Source organism: Kitasatospora indigofera (assembly GCF_014655955.1).
Taxonomy (GTDB): Bacteria; Actinomycetota; Actinomycetes; order Streptomycetales; family Streptomycetaceae; genus Kitasatospora; species Kitasatospora indigofera.
This window is the reverse complement of sequence record NZ_BNBO01000011.1, coordinates 1-21260: the sequence shown is the minus strand read 5'-3', so window position 1 is coordinate 21260 and position 21260 is coordinate 1. Positions and strand designations below refer to the sequence as shown.

18 protein-coding genes and 2 tRNA genes are annotated in these 21260 nt (G+C 74.1%); 10 read left to right on the top strand and 10 right to left on the bottom strand.

Translation table 11 applies throughout. The annotated features are described in order from the left end of the window. Positions 1-81: 81 nt before the first annotated feature. From purL to purS, 3 genes are read right to left on the bottom strand one after another with little or no spacing between them, the layout of a single operon-like run. Positions 82-2337 (bottom strand): phosphoribosylformylglycinamidine synthase subunit PurL, encoded by a 2256-nt coding sequence (gene purL / locus IE329_RS12640; protein WP_190210939.1) that lies wholly within the window; start codon positions 2335-2337, stop codon positions 82-84. Beyond that, a complete protein-coding gene (gene purQ, locus IE329_RS12635) occupies positions 2337-3014 on the bottom strand; it encodes a phosphoribosylformylglycinamidine synthase subunit PurQ (RefSeq protein ID WP_190210938.1) in 678 nt (225 codons plus the stop codon). Before purQ ends, purL begins: the two co-directional genes overlap by 1 nt. Beyond that, a complete protein-coding gene (gene purS, locus IE329_RS12630) occupies positions 3011-3262 on the bottom strand; it encodes a phosphoribosylformylglycinamidine synthase subunit PurS (RefSeq protein WP_073929151.1) in 252 nt (83 codons plus the stop codon). The genes purQ and purS overlap by 4 nt, the downstream gene beginning before the upstream one ends. A gap of 453 nt (positions 3263-3715) precedes the next feature. Between purS and IE329_RS12625 the strand changes: the two genes are divergently transcribed. The 7 genes from IE329_RS12625 (at position 3716) to IE329_RS12595 (ending at position 8478) form a co-directional block, all read left to right on the top strand. Next, positions 3716-4033: a histone-like nucleoid-structuring protein Lsr2 gene (locus IE329_RS12625; RefSeq protein WP_073929152.1), complete on the top strand. Its 318-nt coding sequence runs from the start codon at positions 3716-3718 to the stop codon at positions 4031-4033. Positions 4034-4163: 130 nt separating this feature from the next. Further along, positions 4164-4236 (top strand) — tRNA-Gly (locus IE329_RS12620). A 65-nt stretch (positions 4237-4301) separates the two neighbouring features. Next, a tRNA-Gly gene (locus IE329_RS12615) sits at positions 4302-4377 on the top strand. 195 nt (positions 4378-4572) lie between these two features. Next, complete coding sequence (locus tag IE329_RS12610) at positions 4573-5616, top strand: ABC transporter ATP-binding protein (RefSeq protein WP_190210937.1); 1044 nt, start codon at positions 4573-4575, stop codon at positions 5614-5616. Next, positions 5613-6458 carry an ABC transporter permease gene (locus IE329_RS12605; RefSeq protein WP_190210936.1) on the top strand — a complete coding sequence of 282 codons (846 nt, stop codon included), beginning with the start codon at positions 5613-5615 and terminating at the stop codon, positions 6456-6458. Before IE329_RS12610 ends, IE329_RS12605 begins: the two co-directional genes overlap by 4 nt. A gap of 89 nt (positions 6459-6547) precedes the next feature. Then, positions 6548-7843 (top strand): sensor histidine kinase, encoded by a 1296-nt coding sequence (locus IE329_RS12600; protein ID WP_190210935.1) that lies wholly within the window; start codon positions 6548-6550, stop codon positions 7841-7843. Next, on the top strand, positions 7840-8478 hold the full coding sequence (locus IE329_RS12595; protein ID WP_073929156.1) for a response regulator transcription factor: 639 nt from the start codon (positions 7840-7842) through the stop codon (positions 8476-8478). Before IE329_RS12600 ends, IE329_RS12595 begins: the two co-directional genes overlap by 4 nt. A 36-nt stretch (positions 8479-8514) precedes the next feature. Here the strand turns inward: IE329_RS12595 and IE329_RS12590 are convergent, their stop codons facing one another. From IE329_RS12590 to purD, 4 genes are all read right to left on the bottom strand, one after another. After that, complete coding sequence (locus IE329_RS12590) at positions 8515-9426, bottom strand: phosphoribosylaminoimidazolesuccinocarboxamide synthase (protein WP_190210934.1); 912 nt, start codon at positions 9424-9426, stop codon at positions 8515-8517. Positions 9427-9539: 113 nt separating this feature from the next. Beyond that, a complete protein-coding gene (locus IE329_RS12585; RefSeq protein WP_190210933.1) occupies positions 9540-11078 on the bottom strand; it encodes a N,N-dimethylformamidase beta subunit family domain-containing protein in 1539 nt (512 codons plus the stop codon). 295 nt (positions 11079-11373) lie between these two features. Continuing rightward, the gene (locus IE329_RS12580) at positions 11374-13065 is read right to left on the bottom strand and encodes a hypothetical protein (protein WP_190210932.1); all 1692 of its coding nucleotides are present in this window, start codon (positions 13063-13065) and stop codon (positions 11374-11376) included. 646 nt (positions 13066-13711) lie between these two features. Then, positions 13712-14989 (bottom strand): phosphoribosylamine--glycine ligase, encoded by a 1278-nt coding sequence (purD, locus tag IE329_RS12575; RefSeq protein WP_190210931.1) that lies wholly within the window; start codon positions 14987-14989, stop codon positions 13712-13714. Between the two features lie 566 nt (positions 14990-15555). Here purD and IE329_RS12570 point away from each other — a divergent pair. Continuing rightward, the gene (locus IE329_RS12570) at positions 15556-16347 is read left to right on the top strand and encodes an SLATT domain-containing protein (protein ID WP_229927384.1); all 792 of its coding nucleotides are present in this window, start codon (positions 15556-15558) and stop codon (positions 16345-16347) included. 89 nt (positions 16348-16436) lie between these two features. Here IE329_RS12570 and IE329_RS12565 read toward each other — a convergent pair whose 3' ends face one another. The 3 genes from IE329_RS12565 to IE329_RS12555 form a co-directional block, all read right to left on the bottom strand. Beyond that, the gene (locus IE329_RS12565) at positions 16437-17084 is read right to left on the bottom strand and encodes a hypothetical protein (RefSeq protein WP_190210930.1); all 648 of its coding nucleotides are present in this window, start codon (positions 17082-17084) and stop codon (positions 16437-16439) included. Positions 17085-17164: 80 nt separating this feature from the next. Beyond that, positions 17165-18190 (bottom strand): GntR family transcriptional regulator, encoded by a 1026-nt coding sequence (locus tag IE329_RS12560; RefSeq protein ID WP_190210929.1) that lies wholly within the window; start codon positions 18188-18190, stop codon positions 17165-17167. Between the two features lie 247 nt (positions 18191-18437). After that, the gene (locus IE329_RS12555) at positions 18438-19235 is read right to left on the bottom strand and encodes a carbon-nitrogen family hydrolase (protein WP_190210928.1); all 798 of its coding nucleotides are present in this window, start codon (positions 19233-19235) and stop codon (positions 18438-18440) included. A 169-nt stretch (positions 19236-19404) separates the two neighbouring features. Between IE329_RS12555 and IE329_RS12550 the strand changes: the two genes are divergently transcribed. Both IE329_RS12550 and IE329_RS12545 read left to right on the top strand, forming a co-directional pair. Further along, positions 19405-20226 (top strand): maleylpyruvate isomerase family mycothiol-dependent enzyme, encoded by an 822-nt coding sequence (locus IE329_RS12550; RefSeq protein ID WP_190210927.1) that lies wholly within the window; start codon positions 19405-19407, stop codon positions 20224-20226. A 173-nt stretch (positions 20227-20399) separates the two neighbouring features. Beyond that, a partial coding sequence (locus IE329_RS12545; RefSeq protein WP_190210926.1) for a right-handed parallel beta-helix repeat-containing protein occupies positions 20400-21260 on the top strand: 861 nt, incomplete at its 3' end.

Below are 21260 nucleotides of genomic sequence, written 5' to 3'. Positions count from 1 at the left end.
GGCCGGGGAACGGCCGAGGGGCGGCCCGCGCCTGCGCGCGGACCGCCCCTCGGATCGCTGCTGGTCGCAGCCCTGACCGGATCAGGCGAGCAGAGCCTCGATGACGCCGGTGTGGGCGTCCTTCAGCTCGGCCAGCGAGACGGTGAACTGGCCCTGGACCTCCAGGACGTCGCCGTCCACCACGCCGATCCGGGTGGCCGGCAGGCCACGCGCACCGCACATGTCGTTGAACCGGAGTTCCTCGCTGCGCGGCACCGAGACGACGGCGCGGCCGGCGGACTCGGAGAACAGGAACACGAACGGGTCCAGCTCGGCCGGCACCACGATCCGGGCGCCGTTGCCGCCCTTGAGGCAGCTCTCCACCAGGGCCTGGGCCAGGCCGCCGTCGGAGAGGTCGTGCGCGGCGTCGATCATGCCGTCGCGGGAGGCGGCGATCAGGATCTCGCCGAGCAGCCGCTCGCGCTCCAGGTCCACCTTGGGCGGCAGGCCGCCGAGGTGGCCGTGGACGACCTGGGACCAGGCCGAACCGCCCAGCTCGTCGGCGGTGTCGCCGAGCAGGTAGAGGTGCTGGCCCTCCTCGGCGAAGCCGATCGGGGTGCGCCGGGTGACGTCGTCGATGACGCCGAGCACCGCGACCACGGGGGTCGGGTGGATGGCGACGTCGCCGGTCTGGTTGTACAGCGAGACGTTGCCGCCGGTGACCGGGGTGCCGAGCACCAGGCAGGCGTCGGCGAGGCCGCGGGTCGCCTCGGCGAACTGCCACATCACGTCCGGGTCCTCGGGGGAGCCGAAGTTGAGGCAGTCGGAGACGGCGAGCGGCTTGGCACCGCCGGCCGCGACGTTGCGGTACGCCTCGGCCAGGGCCAGCTGGGCACCGGCGTACGGGTCCAGCTTGGCGTAGCGGCCGTTGCCGTCGGTGGCGACCGAGACGCCGAGGTTGGTCTCCTCGTCGATCCGGACCATGCCGGAGTCCTCGGGGGTGGCCAGCACGGTGTTGCCGATCACGTACCGGTCGTACTGGTCCGTGATCCACGCCTTGGAGGCCTGGTTCGGCGAACCCGCCACCTGCAGCAGGGCCTCCTTGAGCGCCTCGCCGGTGGCCGGGCGCAGCAGCCGCTCGGCGGTCGGGGCGTCGGCCTGCAGCGCGTCCTGCCAGCTCGGCCGGGCGTACGGGCGGTTGTAGACCGGGCCGTCGTGGGCGACGGTGCGCGGCGGCACGTCGACGACCTGCTCGCCGTGCCAGAAGATCTCCAGGCGCTCGCCCTCGGTCACCTCACCGATCACGGTGGCGATGACGTCCCACTTCTCGCAGATCTCCAGGAAGCGGTCGACCTTGCCGGGCTCGACGATCGCGCACATGCGCTCCTGCGACTCGCTCATCAGGATCTCCTCGGGGGAGAGCGAGGAGTCGCGCAGCGGGACGGTGTCGAGCTCGACCCGCATGCCGCCGGAGCCGGCCGAGGCCAGCTCGGAGGTGGCGCAGGAGAGGCCGGCGCCGCCGAGGTCCTGGATGCCGAGCACCAGCTTCTCGGCGAAGATCTCCAGGGTGCACTCGATGAGGAGCTTCTCCTGGAACGGGTCGCCGACCTGGACGGCCGGGCGCTTGGCCGGGCCGGTGGCGTCGAAGGTCTCCGAGGCGAGCACGGAGACGCCGCCGATGCCGTCGCCGCCGGTGCGGGCGCCGTACAGGATGACCTTGTTGCCGGCGCCGGAGGCCTGCGCGAGGTGGATGTCCTCGTGCTTCATCACGCCCACGCAGAGCGCGTTGACCAGCGGGTTGCCCTGGTAACAGGAGTCGAAGACGACCTCGCCGCCGATGTTCGGCAGGCCCAGGCAGTTGCCGTAGCCGCCGATGCCCGCGACGATCCCGGGCAGCACGCGCCGGGTGTCCGGGTGGTCGGCCGCGCCGAACCGCAGCGGGTCCATCACGGCGACCGGGCGGGCGCCCATCGCCAGGATGTCGCGGACGATGCCGCCGATGCCGGTGGCCGCGCCCTGGTAGGGCTCGATGTACGACGGGTGGTTGTGCGACTCGACCTTGAAGGTGACCGCGTAGCCCTGGCCGACGTCGACCACACCGGCGTTCTCGCCGATGCCGACGAGCATGGCGTCCGAGGCGGGCGCCTTCTCGCCGAACTGCTTCAGGTGCACCTTGGAGCTCTTGTAGGAGCAGTGCTCCGACCACATGACCGAGTACATCGCGAGCTCGGCCCCGGTGGGGCGGCGGCCCAGGATCTCGCGGATCCGGGCGTACTCGTCCTCCTTGAGGCCGAGTTCGGCCCAGGGCTGGGCCGCGTCCGGGGTCTGCTCGGCGTTCTTGACGGTGTCGAGGCTCATCAGGCGTTCACCAGCTGCTTCAGTACGGAGGTGAAGAAGCCCAGGCCCTCGGTGGTCGGGCCGGTGAGCGGCTCCACGGCGTGCTCGGGGTGCGGCATCAGGCCGACGACGTTGCCGGCGGCGTTGGTGATGCCGGCGATGTCGCGGTACGAACCGTTGGGGTTCAGGTCGAGGTAGCGGGCGACGACCCGGCCCTCGGCCTCCAGCTCGTCCAGGACGTGCTGGTCGGCGACGAAGCGGCCCTCGCCGTTCTTCAGCGGCACCACGATTTCCTGGCCGGCCGAGTAATCACGCGTCCACGCAGTGTTCGCGTTCTCGATCCGCAGCTTCTGGTCGCGGCAGATGAAGTGCAGCGAGTCGTTGCGGGTGAGCGCGCCGGGCAGCAGGTGCGATTCGCAGAGCACCTGGAACCCGTTGCAGATACCGAGGACGGGCATTCCCAGCTTCGCCTGCTCGATGATGGTGTCCATCACCGGGGAGAAGCGGGAGATCGCACCGCAGCGCAGATAGTCGCCGTAGCTGAACCCGCCCGGCAGGACGACCGCGTCGACCTGGTGGAGATCCTTGTCACGGTGCCAGAGCGCGACCGGCTCGGCGCCGGCCAGGCGGACCGCGCGCTGCGCGTCGCGGTCGTCGAGCGAGCCCGGGAAAGTGACGACGCCGACGCGGGTGGTCACGAGGACTCCTCCACTCGAACGGTGAAGTCCTCGATCACGGTGTTGGCGAGAAAGGTTTCGGCGGCTTCGCGGATGCGGGCGAGCGCGGCGTCATCGACCGGGCCCTCCAGCTCCAGCTCGAAACGCTTGCCCTGGCGGACGTCGGCGATCCCGGCGAAACCAAGGCGGGGCAGTGCACGCTGCACCGCCTGTCCCTGGGGGTCGAGGATCTCCGGCTTGAGCATGACGTCGACTACGACGCGTGCCACTGGCACTCCCGGTGGTGTTCTCGTGAAGGCGGGGGAACTCCAGACTACCGGGGGTTTGAGGTCCGATTGCGGCCCGGACGTCGCGACGCGCGTAGACCACAGCCCCTTACGCCACAAGGGCATCACCTCCACGGACACTCCCGCCGGTGCCCCTTTTCGGGGGATTCGGGACCCTTCTCAAGAACACCCGAATACCGGCACTCCGGACAGATCGGCCATCACGCGGCGCCGGTATCCGGTCCTCGGTGAATCACGTGAATATCCGGAAAAGAAAGCAGGACTCTTCGATTTCACCCCGCTTCGGGTGCAGAATAGGGCCACCTGCTGCGGCAAGTGCTGCGTATCCGGCATGGCATCCCGCCTGCCCGTATGCGCTTGCGCGACTGGTGCACATCGGGCCTCAGGAGCGCACCCTGCGCCCTGCGGCCGAAATGCCCGAGAGGATTGACACCCATGGCTCAGCGTGTAGTTGTCACGCTCTCCGACGACCTGGACGGCGGCGCGGCAGCGGAAACCGTCCACTTCGGCGTCGACGGGAAGTCGTACGAGATCGACCTGTCCCTGGACAACGCGGAAAAGCTGCGGGAGGCCCTCGCGCCGTTCGTCGCCGCCGGCCGCCGCCAGAGCCGCACCGGAAAGTCCTTCCGCCGCACCGCCCTCACCCCCGACCCGGCCGCCGTGCGCGCCTGGGCGCAGTCCCGCGGCATGGAACTGCCGGCCCGCGGCCGCATCCCCAAGCACGTCTACGAGTCCTTCGCCGAGGCCAACTGACCTCCCGGAGCAGCTGGTCGCCCCGCCCGTCCGGAAGGGTGGGGCGACCACCCCGATCGATGGGGTAAAGTATTCCTCGTCGCCGCAACCGGAGTCCGGTCGAGGCGGCCGGTGCCCTGCAAAGCACCGTGCGGACGTGGCTCAGTTGGTAGAGCATCACCTTGCCAAGGTGAGGGTCGCGAGTTCGAATCTCGTCGTCCGCTCGCAGTAAGCACGAACAGCACGACCGGGTAGTATGCCCGGGACGGACAACTCAATAGCTCAGCATGCGGACGTGGCTCAGTTGGTAGAGCATCACCTTGCCAAGGTGAGGGTCGCGAGTTCGAATCTCGTCGTCCGCTCCATGAATCGAAGGCCCCCTCTCACGAGGGGGCCTTCGTCGTTCGGTGACACAGATCACAAACCGCCGGCGCTCCCCGGTCGCATACCGCCGGCGCTCCCGGCCCATGACATTTGTCACCGCCGACCCGTGAATCCGCGTCCGTGACCGATGACAGCGCGCACTGCCCGCGCCGCGCCGGTGGCGGAAGGCTGGAGCCATGGAAACGAGCCACCCCCAGCCGCCCGCGGACCACGTGATCGAGGTCGCCGGCCTGCACCGCCGCTACGGTCCGGCCGACCCGGCCGGCTTCGACGCCGTCCGCGGCGTCGACCTCACCGTCCGCCGGGGCGAGCTGTTCGCCCTGCTCGGCACCAACGGGGCCGGCAAGACCTCCACCATGGAACTGATCGAGGGCCTGGCCGCCCCCACCGGCGGGCAGGTGCGGGTGCTCGGCCACGACCCGTACCGCGAGCGCGGGGCACTGCGACCCCGGATCGGCATCATGCTCCAGGAGGGCGGGTTCCCCGGTGACCTCACCGTCGCCGAGACGGGCCGTGCCTGGGCCGGGATCACCAGCGGCGCGCGGCCCGGCGACGGCGGCCGGACGCTGGACGAGGCGTTGGCGCTGGTCGGGCTGACCGGCCGGCGCGGCGTCCGGGTCAAGCAGCTCTCCGGCGGCGAGCGGCGCCGGCTCGACCTCGCGGTGGCCCTGCTCGGCCGCCCGGAGGTGCTCTTCCTGGACGAGCCGAGCACCGGCCTCGACCCGGAGGCGCGTGCCGCGACCTGGCGCCTGGTCCGCGACCTGCGGGCCCAGGGCACCACCGTGCTGCTCACCACCCACTACCTGGAGGAGGCCGAGGAGCTGGCCGACCGGCTGGCGATCATGCACCGCGGCCGGATCGTCACCACCGGCACGGTGGCCGAGGTGATCGCCGGCCGCCCCTCCCGGATCTCCTTCGAACTCCCCGAGCGGGAGCTGGAGTTCGCCGACCTGACACTGCCCCCGCTGGCCGGCGCCGAGGTCCGCGCCGAAGGCCGGCGGATCACCGTGCAGACCCCGCGACTGCAGGACACCCTCACCGAGCTGCTCGGCTGGGCCGCCCGCCACCGGCTCGCCCTCGGCGGGCTCGACGCCCGCAGCGCCTCGCTGGAGGAGGCCTTCCTGGCCATCGCCGCCGGCGCCGAGGAGCAGAGCCCCGAGCCCCCGGCCGTGCCCGCCCGCCGCAACCCGCTCCGCAAGCTGATCGGAAGTGCCCGATGACGACCGCCGCTCCCGCCGCCCCCGTCCGGCCGGCCACCGCCGCGCCCACCACCACCCCGGCGGGCCGGATCCTGGCCCTCGGCCGGGCCGAGGCCACGCTGCTGCTGCGCAACCGCAGCGCCCTGTTCATCGCGGTCGCCCTGCCGCTGCTGATGATCGGCGCCCTGCGCGGCGTCCTGGACCAGCAGGCCGAGAAGCTGGCCGGGCTCGACCTGGACGCCGCCCTGGTGAACGGCGTGGTCGGCTTCGTGCTGATGTTCGTCGTCTACTACAACCTGACCAGCGCCTACGTTGCCCGCCGCAACGAACTGGTGCTCAAGCGACTGCGCACCGGCGAGGCCGGCGACCTGGAGATCCTGGCCGGCACCGCCGTCCCGGCGGTCGCCCTCGGCCTGCTGATGTGCGCGCTGGTGGCCGTCGGCGGCGCCGTCATGATGCACCTGCCCGGCCCGGCCAACCCGCTGCTGATCGTGGCCGGCCTGGCCCTCGCCCTGGTCCTGCTGATCGCCCTCGCGGCCCTCTCCAGCAGCTTCACCAAGACCGTCGAGAGCGCGGGGATCACCACCCTGCCGCTGATGCTGGTGACCCAGTTCGGCTCCGGCCTGCTCGTCCCGCTCGAAGCGATGTCCGACCGGGTGGCCGACCTCTGCCGGCTGCTGCCCGCCACTCCGGCCTTCGAACTGATCCGGCTCGGCTGGTTCGGCACCGACGGCTCCGCCCCCGCCACCGGCTTCGCCGGCACCTGGGCCGAGGCCGCCCCGCACCTGGCCGTCGGCACCCTCTGGACAGCCGTCGCCGTCTGGACCACCCTGCGGGTGTTCCGCTGGGAGCCCCGGCGCTGACCGGCCGGCCGCCCCGTCGATGGTCACCGCGCCCCGCCACTGGTAGGAAGACAGGCAGCAAGATCATGACTTCAGGGGGAGCGGCGGAGATGGACGTCACGGCACCGGTCCGGCGCTGGCGGGGCTACGGCAAACCGCAGCGCAGCGAGCTGTACCTGCGCTGGTCGCTCTACCTGATGGCGTTCTCCCAGCCCCCGGTGGTGCTGCTCACGCTGGTCGGGACAGCCCCGCAGCACGGGCCGGGACCGGCCGGCGGGGCCGCCGTGCTGGCCCTGTCCTGCGGCGTCAGCTGGCTGTCGATCAGGGCCTACGGCGCCGCCCTCGACCACTACCTCGGCCGTCCGAGCGCGGTCGACCGCCGGCTCCGGTCGACCGCCGCAGGAGCGCTGGCGGCGCTCTGGATCACCGTGCTGATCGGCTCGGACATCAGCCCCCGGGAGGACGGCGCCAGCCTGGCCGTCACGCTGGCGGGCGGCCTGGCGGTGCTCTGGTTCGGACCGCTGAGCGTCGCCCGCCCCGTCCGGACCGTCGCGCTGCAGGGGCCGCTGGGGCTGGCCCTGCTCGCGCCCCCGCTGCTGATGGCCGGCACCGACCCCGCCACCACCTGCGGGCTGCTGGTGGGCCTCGGAGTGATCCTGCCGCTGCTCGGCGCCAGCTGCCGCAGCTTCGCCTGGCTGCTCGGCGTGGTGTGGGAGCTGGACGCGGCCCGCGAGGCGCAGTCCCGGCTGGCGGTGGCCGAGGAGCGGCTGCGGTTCTCCCGGGACCTGCACGACGTGATGGGCCGTAACCTCACCACCATCGCGCTGAAGAGCGAGCTGGCCGTCCAGCTCGCCCGGCGCGGGCGACCCGAGGCCGCCGACCAGATGACCGAGGTCCAGCGGATCGCGCAGGAGTCCCACCGCGAGGTCCGTGACCTCGTCCGCGGATACCGGACCGCCGACCTGAACGCCGAGGTGATCGGCGCCCGCGCGGTGCTGCGGGCCGCCGGCGTGGAGTGCGGGATCGACCTCGGCGAGGACGCGGCCGCGCTGGCCGGGCCCGTCCAGTCGGTGCTCGGCTGGGTGCTGCGGGAGGCGACCACCAACGTGCTTCGCCACAGCGAGGCCCGGCACTGCTCGGTCCGGCTGCGGGTGGCCGACGGCCGGGCGGTGCTGGAGCTGGCGAACGACGGCGTGCCGGCCGGCCCTCCGGTGCCGCCGGGCGGGCGGCCGCCCGGCGGCACCGGGCTGCGCGGCCTGCGCGAACGCCTCGCCGCCCACGACGGCACCCTCGACCTGCCGCCCGCGGCGCCCGGCAGCTTCCTGCTGCGCGCGAGCGTCCCGCTGGGCGCCGGCCCGGCGGCCGGCGCCCCCGAACCCACCGCACTGGAGAAGACCGCCCGATGAACACCCCGACGGAGCCGACCGCGCCGACCCCGGTCCGCGTCCTGCTCGCCGACGACGAGCACCTGATCCGGGGCGCGCTGGCCGCCCTGCTCGCGCTGGAGGACGACCTGACGGTGGTCGCCGAGGCGGCCTCCGGCCCGGAGGCGCTGGCGATGGCGAAGGCGCACCGGCCGGACGTCGCGGTGCTGGACCTCCAGATGCCGGGCCTGGACGGCATCGAGGTGGCCACCGAGCTGCGCCGGCTGCTGCCGGACTGCCGCACGATGATCGTCACCGGCCACGGCCGCCCCGGCTACCTGAAGCGCGCCCTGGAGGTCGGGGTCCGGGGCTTCCTGCCGAAGACCGTCTCGGCGGCCGACCTGGCCGGCATCATCCGCACCGTGCGGGCCGGCGGCCGGTACGTCGACCCGGAGCTGGCGGCGGACGCGATCGCGGCCGGCGAGACCCCGCTGACCCCGCGGGAGACCGACGTCCTGGAGCTGGCCGCCGACGGCACCTCGATCGCCGGGATCGCCGAGCGGGCGGCGCTCTCCCAGGGCACCGTCCGCAACTACCTCTCCTCGGCCGCCGCCAAGCTCGGCGCCGAGAACCGGCACGCGGCGGTGCGGATCGCCCGCGAGCACGGCTGGATCTGACCGGCCGGCCCGCGGGCGGGCTGCTCCCGGGCGGGACTACACCCAGTCGGTGGGCCAGTCGGTGCCGGTCAGCCGCTCGTACGCCTCGACGTACTTGGCCCGGACCCGCTCGACGACCTCGGCCGGCAGCTCCGGCGGCGGCTGCTCGCTGTTGCGGTCCCAGCCGGACGCCGGGGAGGTCAGCCAGTCCCGGATGATCTGCTTGTCGAAGGACGGCTGGGCCCGGCCCGGCTGCCACTGGTCGGCCGGCCAGAAGCGGGAGGAGTCGGGGGTGAGCACCTCGTCGCCGATCACCAGCCGGCCGTCGGCCAGGCCGAACTCGAACTTGGTGTCCGCCAGGATGATCCCGCGGTCGCGCGCGATGTCCCGGGCCCGGGCGTAGACGGCCAGCGTGACCTGGCGCAGCTCGGCGGCCAGCTCGGGGCCGATCCGGCGGGCGGTCTCCTCGTAGCTGACGTTCTCGTCGTGCTCGCCGACCTCGGCCTTGAGCGCGGGGGTGTAGATCGGCGCGGGCAGCTCGGAGCCGTCCTCCAGGCCCTCGGGCAGCGCGATGCCGCAGACCGTGCCGTCGTTGCGGTACTCCAGCAGGCCGGAGCCGGTCAGGTAGCCGCGGGCCACGCACTCGACCGGGGCCATCTCCAGCGGACGGCAGACCAGCGTGCGGCCGGCCCAGTCGGCCGGGGCGCCCGCCGGGACCTCGGTGGAGATCACGTGGTTGGGGACGATGTCGGCGATCCGCTCGAACCACCACAGCGAGAGCTGGGTGAGGATCCGGCCCTTGTCGGTGATGGCGTTCGGCAGCACCCAGTCGTAGGCCGAGGTCCGGTCGCTGGCGACCATCACCAGCTCGCCGGACTCGGCGCGGTACAGGTCGCGCACCTTGCCGGTGTGCAGGTGGATCAGGCCGGGTACCTGGACAGGCTCGGGCTTGGTGACAAATCCGCTCAAGGTCGTCTCAGTCCTCAGGGTGGTTCGCGTGTCCGCGGGCACGAACAGGGGGGGTCGGTGGGGCCGAGTCTTTCACGAGGCCCCTTGTCCGTTCACCCAAGGGCGCGGGCCGTTCAGCCGTCCTTGCACAGACGATCCAACAGGTTGGCGGTGGCCCGCTGGACCCGCTCGTCGGTGTGCCCGGGGCGGTCCAGCGCCGGCGACCAGGCGAAGGTGCCCGCCGCGAAGACGTACGCGCCGCTCGGCGCCCGGTAGAGCGAGGTCTCCTGGTAGCGGGTCCGCCCGGCCGAGTCCTGGTACGGGGAGTGCGCCAGCAGCACCCGCTCGGTGTGCTCGGGGAGCGCTACCTTGGGGAAGTAACGGTCCGCCTCGCCGGCCACCAGGCCGGGCAGGCCTTCGCCCTCGCGCAGTCCGGTGCCGTCCCAGAGCCAGTGCTCGGTGTTGCGCGCCACCAGCGGCACCGGCGCGGCGACCCGGCTCGCGTACTGGATGCCCAGCAGGTGCTGCTCCGGCTCGGCCGCGTCCCGCCAGAGCGCGCTCTGGCTGCCGGCCACCCCGGCGGCCGGGCTGCCGGCCGGCACCTTCTGCCGCTTGCGGCAGTTCAGCAGCCGGTTGGGCTCGCCGGACGCCGCGGCGGACAGCTCCACCCGCCAGTACATGGTGTTGGCGGAGAGGAAGACCAGCGAGGTGCCGTCGTCCCGGGCCCGCTCGACGGCCCGCCGCATCGGCTCGGACCAGTACTCGTCGTGGCCGGGGAAAATCAGCGCCCGGTGCCGGGCCGGCTCGACCAGGCCGGCGTGCAGGTCGCCGGCGGTGGCGTAGGCGAGGTCGTAGCCGTACCGCTCGGCCCAGCGGATGAAGTCGTAGGCGTGACCGACGTGCAGCGGCAGCCCGGCGCCGGCGTGCGGGCGGTCGAAGGAGACCGTGACGGCCGCCTCCCGCTCGCCGAGCAGCCCGCCCCGGTCGTCCCAGGCGTGGTAGAGGCTGGCCCCGTGGCGGCCGTCCTCGGGGAAGAGGTTGTAGGCCTGCCAGGTCACGTCGGGGAGCACCAGCAGCAGGTCGGGGGTGTGCGCCGGGTCGTCGTGGTCCCGCACGGTGAACGGGATGTGGTTGCGGTGCAGGTTGTCGCTGGTGGTCAGCACGGCCACGTAGGCGCCGGGCCGCCAGTGGGCGGGCACCTGCAGCCGCCAGGACTGCCACCAGTGGTGGCAGGAGACGGTGCGGCCGGCCACCAGCGGCGCGGGCTGCGCGAGACCGGCGATCAGCGGGCTGGACGTCATGTGGTGGGCGCCGTCGCCGCCGTAGTGGCCGATCCGGTAGACGTCGACGGTGAACTCGCGCGGCGGGCGGACGGTGACCCGGAAGTCCACCGACCCGCCGGGGCGGACCACGCCGGCCGAGGCGAAGCCCTTGATCTGCTGGTCCACGTCGTCGGAGTTGGCCGGGGTGCCGACCGGGGGTCTGGGTCTGGCTCCGGTGAGCGGCTGCTGGCCCGGCGCGTCCAGCGAGACGTACCAGGGCACGGCCTCCCCGGTGCCGGCGACGTACTGGTCGGGGCTGCGCAGCCACGGCAGCGGGCCCTGTCCGAAGGGGTCGGAGACGCCGTGGGCGTGCGTTCCCGACTCCCAGCGACGGTTGAGTTCGGTCCCCACGCGCCCCTCCCAGGTGCACCTCCCCCGGGCGGGCACGTGCCACCCGGATGTGCGTGCGGTCTAATACACCACACACTGCTGGCGCTGCGTAGCCTCACCGTAGCAACTAGTGGCGGTCAATCCGTTCCGCTCCCCGCACCGGGCCGCTGTCCTGCGGGAACAGCGGATCCCGGGGGCGCGCACCCCGGCACCGTGCGCCGCCCCGCAGCCCGGCCGGGGCCGGTCGGGGGGCCGTCGGGTGCCGGTCCAGGGGCTGGTGCCGCTGCCGGGCCGGCGGCCGGTCCCGGTGCCGGGCTCAGAGTCGTACGGGCTTCTCCAGTCGTACCCCGGCCGCGTCCAGCCAGGCCCGCAGCGGGCCGTCCTGGCCCTGCTCGACGGCCTGCGCCACCGGCTCGGCCAGGTCGGTGCGGCGCACCCCGCCGATCAGCAGGACGGGGCCGTCCAGCCAGTCCAGGCCCGGGGTGCCGCCCGCGGTGTCGACGGCCGCGCAGCAGACCATCGCGGTGACGTGCTCGACCAGCAGGTCCCGCCCGCTGCGGGCGGGCTCCAGCAGCGAGGGCGGGCGGCCCGTCCGGGCCAGCTGGCTGGCCAGGGCGGCGGCCAGCGGCTCGCCGTCGCCCTCGGCGAGCCGGGACAGCAGACGGGTGAGGGTCGGGGCGCCCGGCCGGGCCTGCGGGGCCAGCCGGTCCAGCGCGGCCTGCAGGGCGGCGGCCCGGGCCCGCCAGCCGAGGTCGACGACCTCGGTGGGGTAGTCGGCCCAGTCCAGTTCCTTCCAGCCCTCGGCGGCCGCGGCCGCCGACCGGTCGGCGACGGACCGCTCGGCGGCGGGGCCGGCCGGGGTCGCGGGCCCGGTCGCGGCCGAGGCCGTCGCCGGACCGGTGGCGGAGGGCCTCTCGGGCGCCCCGAAGAAGAGTTCGGCGGCGAGCAGCGAGACGGCCGTGTCGACGGTGCCCGGCTCCTCCAGCAGGTCGCAGGCGGGCCGGTCGCCCAGCCGGGTGCCGTAGCCGTCGGCGGCGAGCCGGTCGCGCCGGGAGAGTTCGGTGAGTGCGGCGACCACGCCGGCGTTCAGGTGACAGGGGTGCCGGCCGAGCTTCCAGGCGGGCAGCGCCACCCGGGTCAGCAGCCGGTCCCAGCCCGCGTACGCCAGCCCGACCTGCTCCTGGGCGGCGATCCGCAGTCCGTAGTCGACGGCCTTGGCCTGCTCGGAGGCCCAGCCGGCGACGGCCCGCTCCAGTTCGGCGGAGTGCTCACGGCAGGCGCCGAGCAGCCGCCGGGTGATCCGGTCGGTCAGCAGCCGGGTGCCCCGGCGGGCGGGCCGGCCGGCGGCCGGATCGAGGGCGGACCCGTGGTCGAGGGCGGACCCGGCGCCGGAGTCCAGGCTCGCGTCGAGGCCGCGGACGAACCGGCGGGCGGCGGCGATGTCGGGGTCGGCCGCGGCCGCGGTACCGGCCACCACCGGGGCCAGCAGGGCGCGCAGCTCGCCGGCCCGCATCCACCACAGGAACGGCGAGCCGATCACCAGGACCGGCGCGGGCGGCCGGGTGTCCGCCCGCCCGCGCCCGGAACGGCGGCCCGTCCGCGGGACCGGCACGTCCTCCAGCCAGCTGTCGCAGTCGGGGGTGAGCGCGATGGCCGACGGCGCCGGGACCTCCAGGCGGTCGGCCAGCTCGCCTATCAGGCGGTAGAGCTCGGGGGCGTCCGCCCGGGAGAGCGGGACGGCCGGGGTCTGCGGCACGGCGGCGGTGCGGCGGGCCCGGGCCACCAGGCCGGCCACCAGCAGGGTGGCCGCGGCGACCGCGCACACCGCCCAGCGGACGGCGTCCCAGGCCGCCGCGTCGGGCGACCCCGGAGCACCCAGCCGGCCGGTGACCCGCCCGGCGAGCAGCACCACCGCGACGGCCGCCGGCAGTACGGCGGCGGCCACGGCCCGGCCACGGACCCGCAGCACCGCTTGGGCGCGGGCGCGTGCGGTCTCGACAGCGGCCATACGGTGCGGCACCCCCTTCGGAGTCCCCGGGCGCCTTGTCAGGACGACCGGGCCGACTCGAAACGATCAGTTCCGACCGGGAACGGCGGTATCCGAGCCCGGTTGTGCATCCTGCGTGGCGCTCCTGACAGTTTTGACGCCCGCGTCCTGGCCGGTGTTCCGGATCGCCCCGGTTTCCACTCGTCCCAGTGACGCCGCACGCATTCCGGACGCCGACGTCCGGCGTCGATGCGCGGCGGGCCCGGACCGGACCGGCACACCGGGCCACGCACCCCCCAGCATCCCCCCGTACGGGCCCCGCCACCTGGCGACGATCATCGCGGCGCGGCCCGTGGCACTGCGATCCAGCGCACCATAAGGCCGATGGCCGGACCACGTCAGCCGGACGAGGATGCTGTCACTCGAACTGGTGGAATCCGGCGGCCGACCGGTGTGGCAGCTGGCGCCCGCCGCCCGGCCGGGAAGGCCCGAGGGCGCTGCGTCCATGAGGGTCGCCGCCCCGGATCGGGGCGGGGACCGGACGCAGCGCCCTCGGGGAGCCCGCTCGTGCGGCGGCCGGCCGGTGCCCGGCGGCCCGGCCGGCCGGTGGAGCTGCAGGACGGTGGAGCTGTCCGACGGTGGAGCTGTCCGACGGAGCAGGCAGGACCTAGCCGGCCGCCTTCGCGGCGATGTCGGTGCGGTGCTGGCCGCCCTTCAGGCGGATCGACGCGAGCGCGTCGTAGGCCCGGCCGCGCGCCTCGGCGAGGTCCGCGCCGGTCGCCGTGACCGACAGCACCCGGCCGCCGGCGCTGAGCACCTGGCCGGTCCCGTCCAGACGGGTGCCGGCGTGCAGCACGTAGGCGGTGCCGTCGGCGGCCTCGGCCTCGGCCAGGCCCTCGATCGGGTCGCCGGTGCGCGGGTCGGCCGGGTAGCCCTCGGAGGCGATCACCACGGTGACGGCGGCGCCGTCGTCCCAGCGCAGCGGCTCCAGCAGCTCCAGCGTGCCGGTGGCGGAGGCGTGCAGGACACCGGCCAGCGGGGTCCGCAGCCGGGCCAGCACGACCTGGGTCTCCGGGTCGCCGAAGCGCGCGTTGAACTCGATCACCCGGGTGCCGCGCGAGGTGAGCGCGAGGCCCGCGTAGAGCAGGCCGGAGAACGGGGTGCCCCGGCGCCGCAGCTCGTCCACGGTCGGCTGCAGGACGGTCTCCAGGACCTCCTCGACCAGGCCCTCGGGCGCCCACGGCAGCGGCGAGTACGCGCCCATGCCGCCGGTGTTCGGGCCCTCGTCGCCGTCCAGCGCGCGCTTGAAGTCCTGGGCGGGCTGGAGCGGCAGCACGGTGACGCCGTCGGTGATCGCGAAGAGCGAGACCTCCGGGCCGTCCAGGTACTCCTCGATCACCACCCTCCCCCCGCCCTGACGGCCGGACGGCGCCCCCATGCAGGAGGCGGCGTGCGCCAGCGCCTCGGCGCGGTCGGAGGTGACCACCACGCCCTTGCCGGCGGCCAGGCCGTCGTCCTTCACCACGTACGGGGCACCGAAGGCGTCCAGCGCCTCGGCGGCCTCCTCCACGGTGGTGCACAGGTAGGAACGGGCGGTGGGCACGTTGGCGCCCGCCATCACGTCCTTGGCGAAGGCCTTGGAGCCCTCCAGCTGGGCGGCCTGGCCGGAGGGGCCGAAGACCGGGATGCCGATCGCGCGCACGGCGTCGGCGACGCCCGCGACCAGCGGGGCCTCCGGGCCGACCACGACCAGGTCGGCGGTGAGCAGCCGGGCGAGCGCGGCCACGGCCGCACCGTCCAGCTGGTCGACCGGGTGGACCGTCGCCACCTGCGCGATCCCGGCGTTACCCGGGGCGCAGTGCAGCTCGGTGACGGCGGGATCTTGGGACAGAGAGCGGCACAGGGCGTGTTCGCGGGCGCCGCCGCCGATGACGAGGACCTTCACGGTTGGCAAGGGTAGTCGGTGACGCGATCGGGCCGCTCTCCGGTCTCATGCGGACGTCCGAGGCGGGGGCGGATCCGGCGCCGCCCACCTGGAGGAAACTCCGAACCCGGGCCCGCGGCGGCCCGCCCGCGGCAGCAGCGGGTGCCCGGGTCAGGACAGCGGGTCACCGGCGGCTCGCTCGGAAGGGTGAAATCTCGCCGGCCCCCGCAACCCTCCCACCTCGGGATCCTGAGGTCATTTCCGGTAACGATCATTGGCGAAGCGACCCCACGGTCAGCCATTTGGCGGTAAGAAGTGCTGTTGGACAACCACCGGCGATGTGCCGGTACGCGAACCTACGGGCGGCCCGCACCGCCCGGCGGCCTCGCCCGTCCACCGCACCAGCAGGATTTCACGAACCGTCAGGGGGATGAACCGTCAGGAAGTCACCTCTTCCGGGCGATTCCGCCCCCGGCCTCCGAAGCCCGCGCCCCGGCACCCGGGCCGTGCGGACCACCGGCGGTCCGGCCGTTCGTGGCCCGGACCCAGTCGACCCAGCAGTCAGCCCGCCACAGGGAGCCCCACAGGTGAGCCAGCCGGAAATGCAGCCCGAGGAGAGTGCCTGGGGCAAGGACGTCGGCGAGGAGGACCCGCCCGCGACGGCCCCCGCCGCCCCGGGCCGGGCGTCCACCCGCCGCCGGACCGACCTGAGCGCCCGCCAGTTCCCCCTGGGTGACTGGGGCGAGCCCGCCGAGCGGCTGGAGGAGCTCTACCGCTGGTCGGAGGAGCGGGCCGTCGAGGCGATCGACTGGTACCGCCGCGACCGCCTCGCCAAGCGCCGCTGGGCACGCCTGCTGCGGCTGGGCACCGCCACCTTCACGGTGGCCGGCGCGACCGCGCCGCTGGTGGACCTCACCGGCGTGCTCGACCACGCGTCGAACTGGGGGTACGTCGGCCTGGCGCTCGCCGGGGCCTGCCTCGGCGCCGACCGCGTCTTCGGCCTGACGTCCGGCTGGATGCGGGACGTCAGCACCGCGCAGGCCCTGCAACGACGCCTGGAGGCCTTCCAGTTCGACTGGGCCTCGGAGTGCGTGCGCGAGGTGCTCGGCCCCACCGAGGGCACCGCGGGCGAGGCGGCCGAACGCTGCCTCGGGGTGCTGCGCCGGTTCTGCGAGGACGTCTCGGACATGGTCCGCAGCGAGACCTCGGAGTGGATGCTGGAGTTCCGCGCCACGATGACCCAGCTGCCCACCCAGACCCCGGGAGCCTGGGGCGGGCGGTCGGAGCCGGGCAGCGGCGCGCAGGTCCGGATCCTGCCCACGCCGGGCACCCGGCCCACCATGCCGCGCCAGCGGCCGCCGGAGGGCCCGCTCCGCTGACCGCGGGGCCCGGAGCGCGGTGCTCCGGGCCCGCAGCGCCCAGCCCCGGCAGCCCCGGCAGCCCCGGCGGAGCGGCGCGGACGGCCCGCTCAGGCGAAAACGATCATCGATCCCTGGGTGAGGCTGCGGGTCGCGGCCGCGTACAGGCCGGCCCAGGCGTGCCGCTCCCGCGCGTACGGGTGCACGTCGTCCAGCGGCGGCCCGAAGGGCTGCTCCAGCCCGGTCGGGCCGAGCGGCCTGGTCGGCGCGGGCGGGGCCATCGGGTCGATGCCGAGCACCGGCGCGACCGCCTGCAGCTCGCGCAGCAGCCCCTGGGTGGAGCCCAGCGGGCCGCCCGAGGCGAGCAGGGCGTCGTCCACCAGCGGGGTGGCGAACTCGATCGGCACGTACGCCCCGGCGTGGTCGAAGTGCCAGACCAGGTGGGACTGCTCCGCGGTGCTCTCGAACATCTCCAGCAACTGCTCGTAGTCGCCGCCGAGCGCGTCCACCGGGGTGATCTCGAAGCCGGTCAGCCCCAGCAGGTAGGCCCGCCGCAGGAAGTGCAGCGAGTCGTAGTCGAAGGCGGCTATCGGCTCCACCGCCCCGCTGAGCCCGGGCACGTACTGGTAGACCGGCACCTCGGGCAGCCCGTGGGCGGCCAGGGCGGCGTTGTAGACCACGAGGTCGTCCCGGAAGGGGTTCTCGGGGCTGTGGCTCAGGACGTCCACCAGCGGGACGAGCCAGAGGTCGCAGGCCATGAGCCGGCCTTCCTCTCGGGCGGTGACGCCCGCACGGTGGCGGGCGGCGGACGGGTGCGGTCGGTTCAGCGACCGCCACCCTACCGGCCCGGCGTGCGCCGCGAGTCCGGCTCGGAGGGGGGCAGGGCGGGCCCGAACCGGCTGAAGGGGATCGAGCGGGGCTGCGGCACCAGGCCGAGCCCGACGTCCCGGGAGAGATCGAACAGCCGGCCGGTGCCCGGCACCGCCGGCCGTGCGCCGGCGGACGGCCCGGCCTGCCGCGGCGCGGCCTGGTCACCGCTGCGGGCCCCCGGACGGCCGGCGGCCTCGCCGGGCCGGCCGCCGGAGCGGGTCGCGGGCCGGGCCGCCGGTGCCGCGCCCGGCTGCTGCGGGGCGACCGCCTCCACCAGCAGCGGGAGCACCACGAGGCTCTCCGGGTCGTGCCCGGTCAGCTCCGCCATCAGGCGGACGGTGATCAGGTTGTACTCACCCACCACCCGGCGGGCGGCGGCCACGTCCGCCTCCTCGACCGCGTCGACGAACGCGTGGTGCCCGTCCCAGCACCGCCCGGCCAGGTCGGGCGTCGCCCGCAGGTACGGCGCCGCGAACATCCAGGACTGCACCCGGAGCCAGTCCAGGTAGTCGGCGATCCGGCGGTTGCCCAGCAGGGCGCCCGCCTCCTGCCAGAACCGGCGGTCGCAGCCCACCATCACGTCCAGCTGGCCGGCCCGGGCGGCCCGGGCGGCCGCGTCCGCCCGGCGGCGCAGCTGGGGCAGCCGGGCGGCGTCCGGCAGGGTGGCCCGGCCCGCCAGCCGCCGGAAGGCGCTGTCGGTGAGCAGGGTGCGGGTCTCGAAGATCTCCACGAAGTCGTCCCAGCCGAACTCCGGAACGGTGAAGCCGCGGTGGTGCTCGGTCCGGAGCAGGCCCTGCGCGGCGAGGTCCACCAGCGCCTCACGGGCCGGCGTCGCCGAGACCCCGTAGAGCTCGGCGATCTCCCGGACGGTGAAGTTGCGGCCCGCGGCCAGCCGGCCGGCCATCATCTCCTCACGCAGCGCGCCGGCGATCTGCTCGCGCAGGCTGTTGCGGTGGATGGCGGAGCGGCTCTCCTCCGTGCCTGGGTCCGGCATGCGTGCGACCTCCTCCCCGGCGGGACTGGAACGACGGCCGCTCATCTTCTCAAACTTGCCCATGCGGTGCACAGGGGATCAACACCGGAAAACCGGACGCCGCCCGGGGCCACGGGCGGCCGGACCGCCCGCGGCCGCCGGGCCGGGGTGCCCTACGCGCCTAGGTGCCGGACGCCCGGGTGCCCGTCCGGGGGCCGGACGCCCGGGTGCCGGGCCGGGGGCCGGACGCCCGGGTGCCCGTCCGGGGTCAGCGCTGCACCGGCGCCGGGATCCCCAGCAGCCGGTCGCGCAGCACCGGGAAGTCGGCCCGGGCCTTGGCCACCTCGGCCGGGTCGAACTCGACCGTGAGGACCTCCTCGCCGTCGCCCGCCTCGGCCAGCACCCGGCCCCAGGGGTCCACCACGATGCTGTGGCCCGCCTGCTCGACCCCGCCGTGCGTCCCGGCGGTGTTGCAGGCCAGCACGAAGGCCTGCTCCTCGACCGCCCGGGCCCGGCTCAGCAGGGTCCAGTGCTCCCGCCGGCGCGCCGGCCAGGCGGCGGGCACCACCAGCAGTTCGGCCCCGGCGTCCAGCAGCGCCCGGAACAGCTCGGGGAAACGCAGGTCGTAGCAGGTGGCCAGGCCCAGTACGCCGAAGTCGGTGCCGGCGGTGACGATCTCCTGCCCCGCACCCATCACCACCGCCTCGCCGCTGTCGAAGCCGAAGCGGTGGATCTTGCGGTAGGTGTGCACCAGCTCGCCGTCCGGGGCGAAGACCAGCGAGGTGTTGTAGATCGGCCCGTCCGGGTCCCGCTCCACGATCGAACCCGCGTGCAGCCACACCCCGGCGGCCCTGGCGGCGGCCGCCATCACGTCGGAGGTCGGCCCGTCGAGCGGCTCGGCGCCCGTCGGCCAGGCGTCGTACGCGAAGCCGCCGAGCGGCCAGAGCTCCGGCAGGACGACCAGGTCGGCACCCTCCTGGGCCCGCACCAGGGCGGCCGCCCGGGCCCGTCGCTCGTCGGCGGGCTCGGTGTCGGAGACCGAGAGTTGGATCAATGAAGCGCGCACAGTACCACCGTCCACGGCAAGAGTCCTACGATCGTCACCCGAAAGCGCTGCCCTGCTCTCTCCAGGCAGCGTAACGTGCGGTTAGCGCGTGCGCCCGGAAGCCGCCGTTCCCGTCTTCCGCCATTCCTGGGCACGTGTGTTGGGCAGCTGACGGAGGCCGGAGATTCCCGTGACGGACAACCAGACCGTGCAGGCATACACCGATGCGTGGACGCAGTCCATCGAGTCGATATCGGAGCTGGTGGCTCCGCTGCCCGCCGATGCCTGGAACCGGGCGACCGAATGCCCCGGCTGGTCCGTCCGCGACGTCGTCTCGCACGTCATCGCCTTCGAGTCCGAACTCCTCGGCGACCCGCGCCCGATCCACTCGCTGCCGAGCGATCTGCGGCACGTCACCGACGAGTTCACCCGGTACATGGAACTCCCGGTCGACAAGCGCCGCTGCCACACCTCGCCCGAGATGACCGGCGAGCTGGAGTACACGATCATCCGCCGCTCGCGCGCCCTGCGCACGGCCCGCCACGAGCCCACCGACCTGGTCCGCTGGCCGGCCGGCCCCTTCACCCGCGACATCCCGTACCACGAGCTGCTGCGGCTGCGGGTCTTCGACGTCTGGGTGCACGAGCAGGACCTGCGGCGGGCCCTCGGCGAGCCCGGGAACCTGGACTCCGCCGCCGCCCTGATCGCCCGTGACCACCTGGTCGCCGGGCTCCCCAAGGTCGTCGCCAAGCTGGCCGGCGCACCGGCCGGCAGCACGGTCGGCTTCGACGTGACCGGCCCGGTCGAGTTCCTGCGGACCGTACGGGTGGACGGCACCGGCCACGGCACCGTCGACGACAGCATCAGCCTCGCGCCCGACGTGCAGTTCACCCTCGGCTGGGAGACCTACGTCCGGCTGGCCTGCGGCCGTGGCCGGCCGGGCCCGGTCAAGGCCGAGGGTGACGAGGAGCTGGCCGCCCGGATCCTGGCCAACTTCGCCGTGACCCCCTGACCCCGGTGACCCCCTGACCCCGGTGACCGATTGAGCCGGTGACCGATTGAGCCGGTGACCGGACGGGTCACCGGAGCGCCGGGCCACCGAGGGAATCCAACTCGACGACGACGCCGGTGCGATGAGATGCTGACCCGCTGATCTTCACCGGTTCTCCCAAGGGGATTCCCACCTTGCGTCTGCGTCCATCTGTCGGCCTCACAGCGGCGGCGGTCATCGCCGTCCTCGGGTTCCCGGCACCAGCCCTCGCGGCCCCGGCCGCCACCGTCCTGTTCGTGAACAACGAGGACGACTCGCACTGTTCCGACTCCGGCACCGGCACCTTCGCCCAGCCCTACTGCAAGGTCTCGGCCGCGGCCAAGGCCGTGCAGCCGGGCCAGACCGTCAAGGTCCTCGCCAGCAGCAACCCGTACCTCAACGACGAAGTCCGGCTGACCCGCTCCGGCACCCCGGAACAGCCGATCACGTTCCTGGGCGCGCCCATGGCGTACGACTGGAGCGAGCAGCCCTCGCTGGCCTCCAACGACGGGACGACCAGCAGCTTCGTGCTGTCCGGTGTCCACGACGTGGTGATCCGGGGCTTCCACAACGCCGGCAAGCAGGACGCGGTCGTCATCACGGACTCGTCCCGGATCACCGTCGACCAGAACCGGTTCGACGAGTCGCGCGGCACCGCCGACGTCCGGATCTCGGGTGCCAGTGACCACGTCACCGTCAGCCGCAACCTGTTCTTCGCCGGTATCGGTGTGGCGCTCGGCCCGGGGACCCACGACAACCTGGTGACCACCAACGACTTCAACCGCACCACCGGCCCGGCGGTGACGGTGAAGGACAGCCCCGGACTCGCCGTCACCCACAACACCATCGCCTTCTCCTGCCAGGAGAGCGTGCTGATCGACGGCGCCTCGCCGGGTGCGGTGATCGAGAACAACGTGATCACGGCCGACAACCCGGCCCGGACCCAGTACGACCCGCCGCAGTGCGACGCCGCCCACCGGGGCGAGGCGGAGATCTCGGTCTCGGCCGGCTCCACC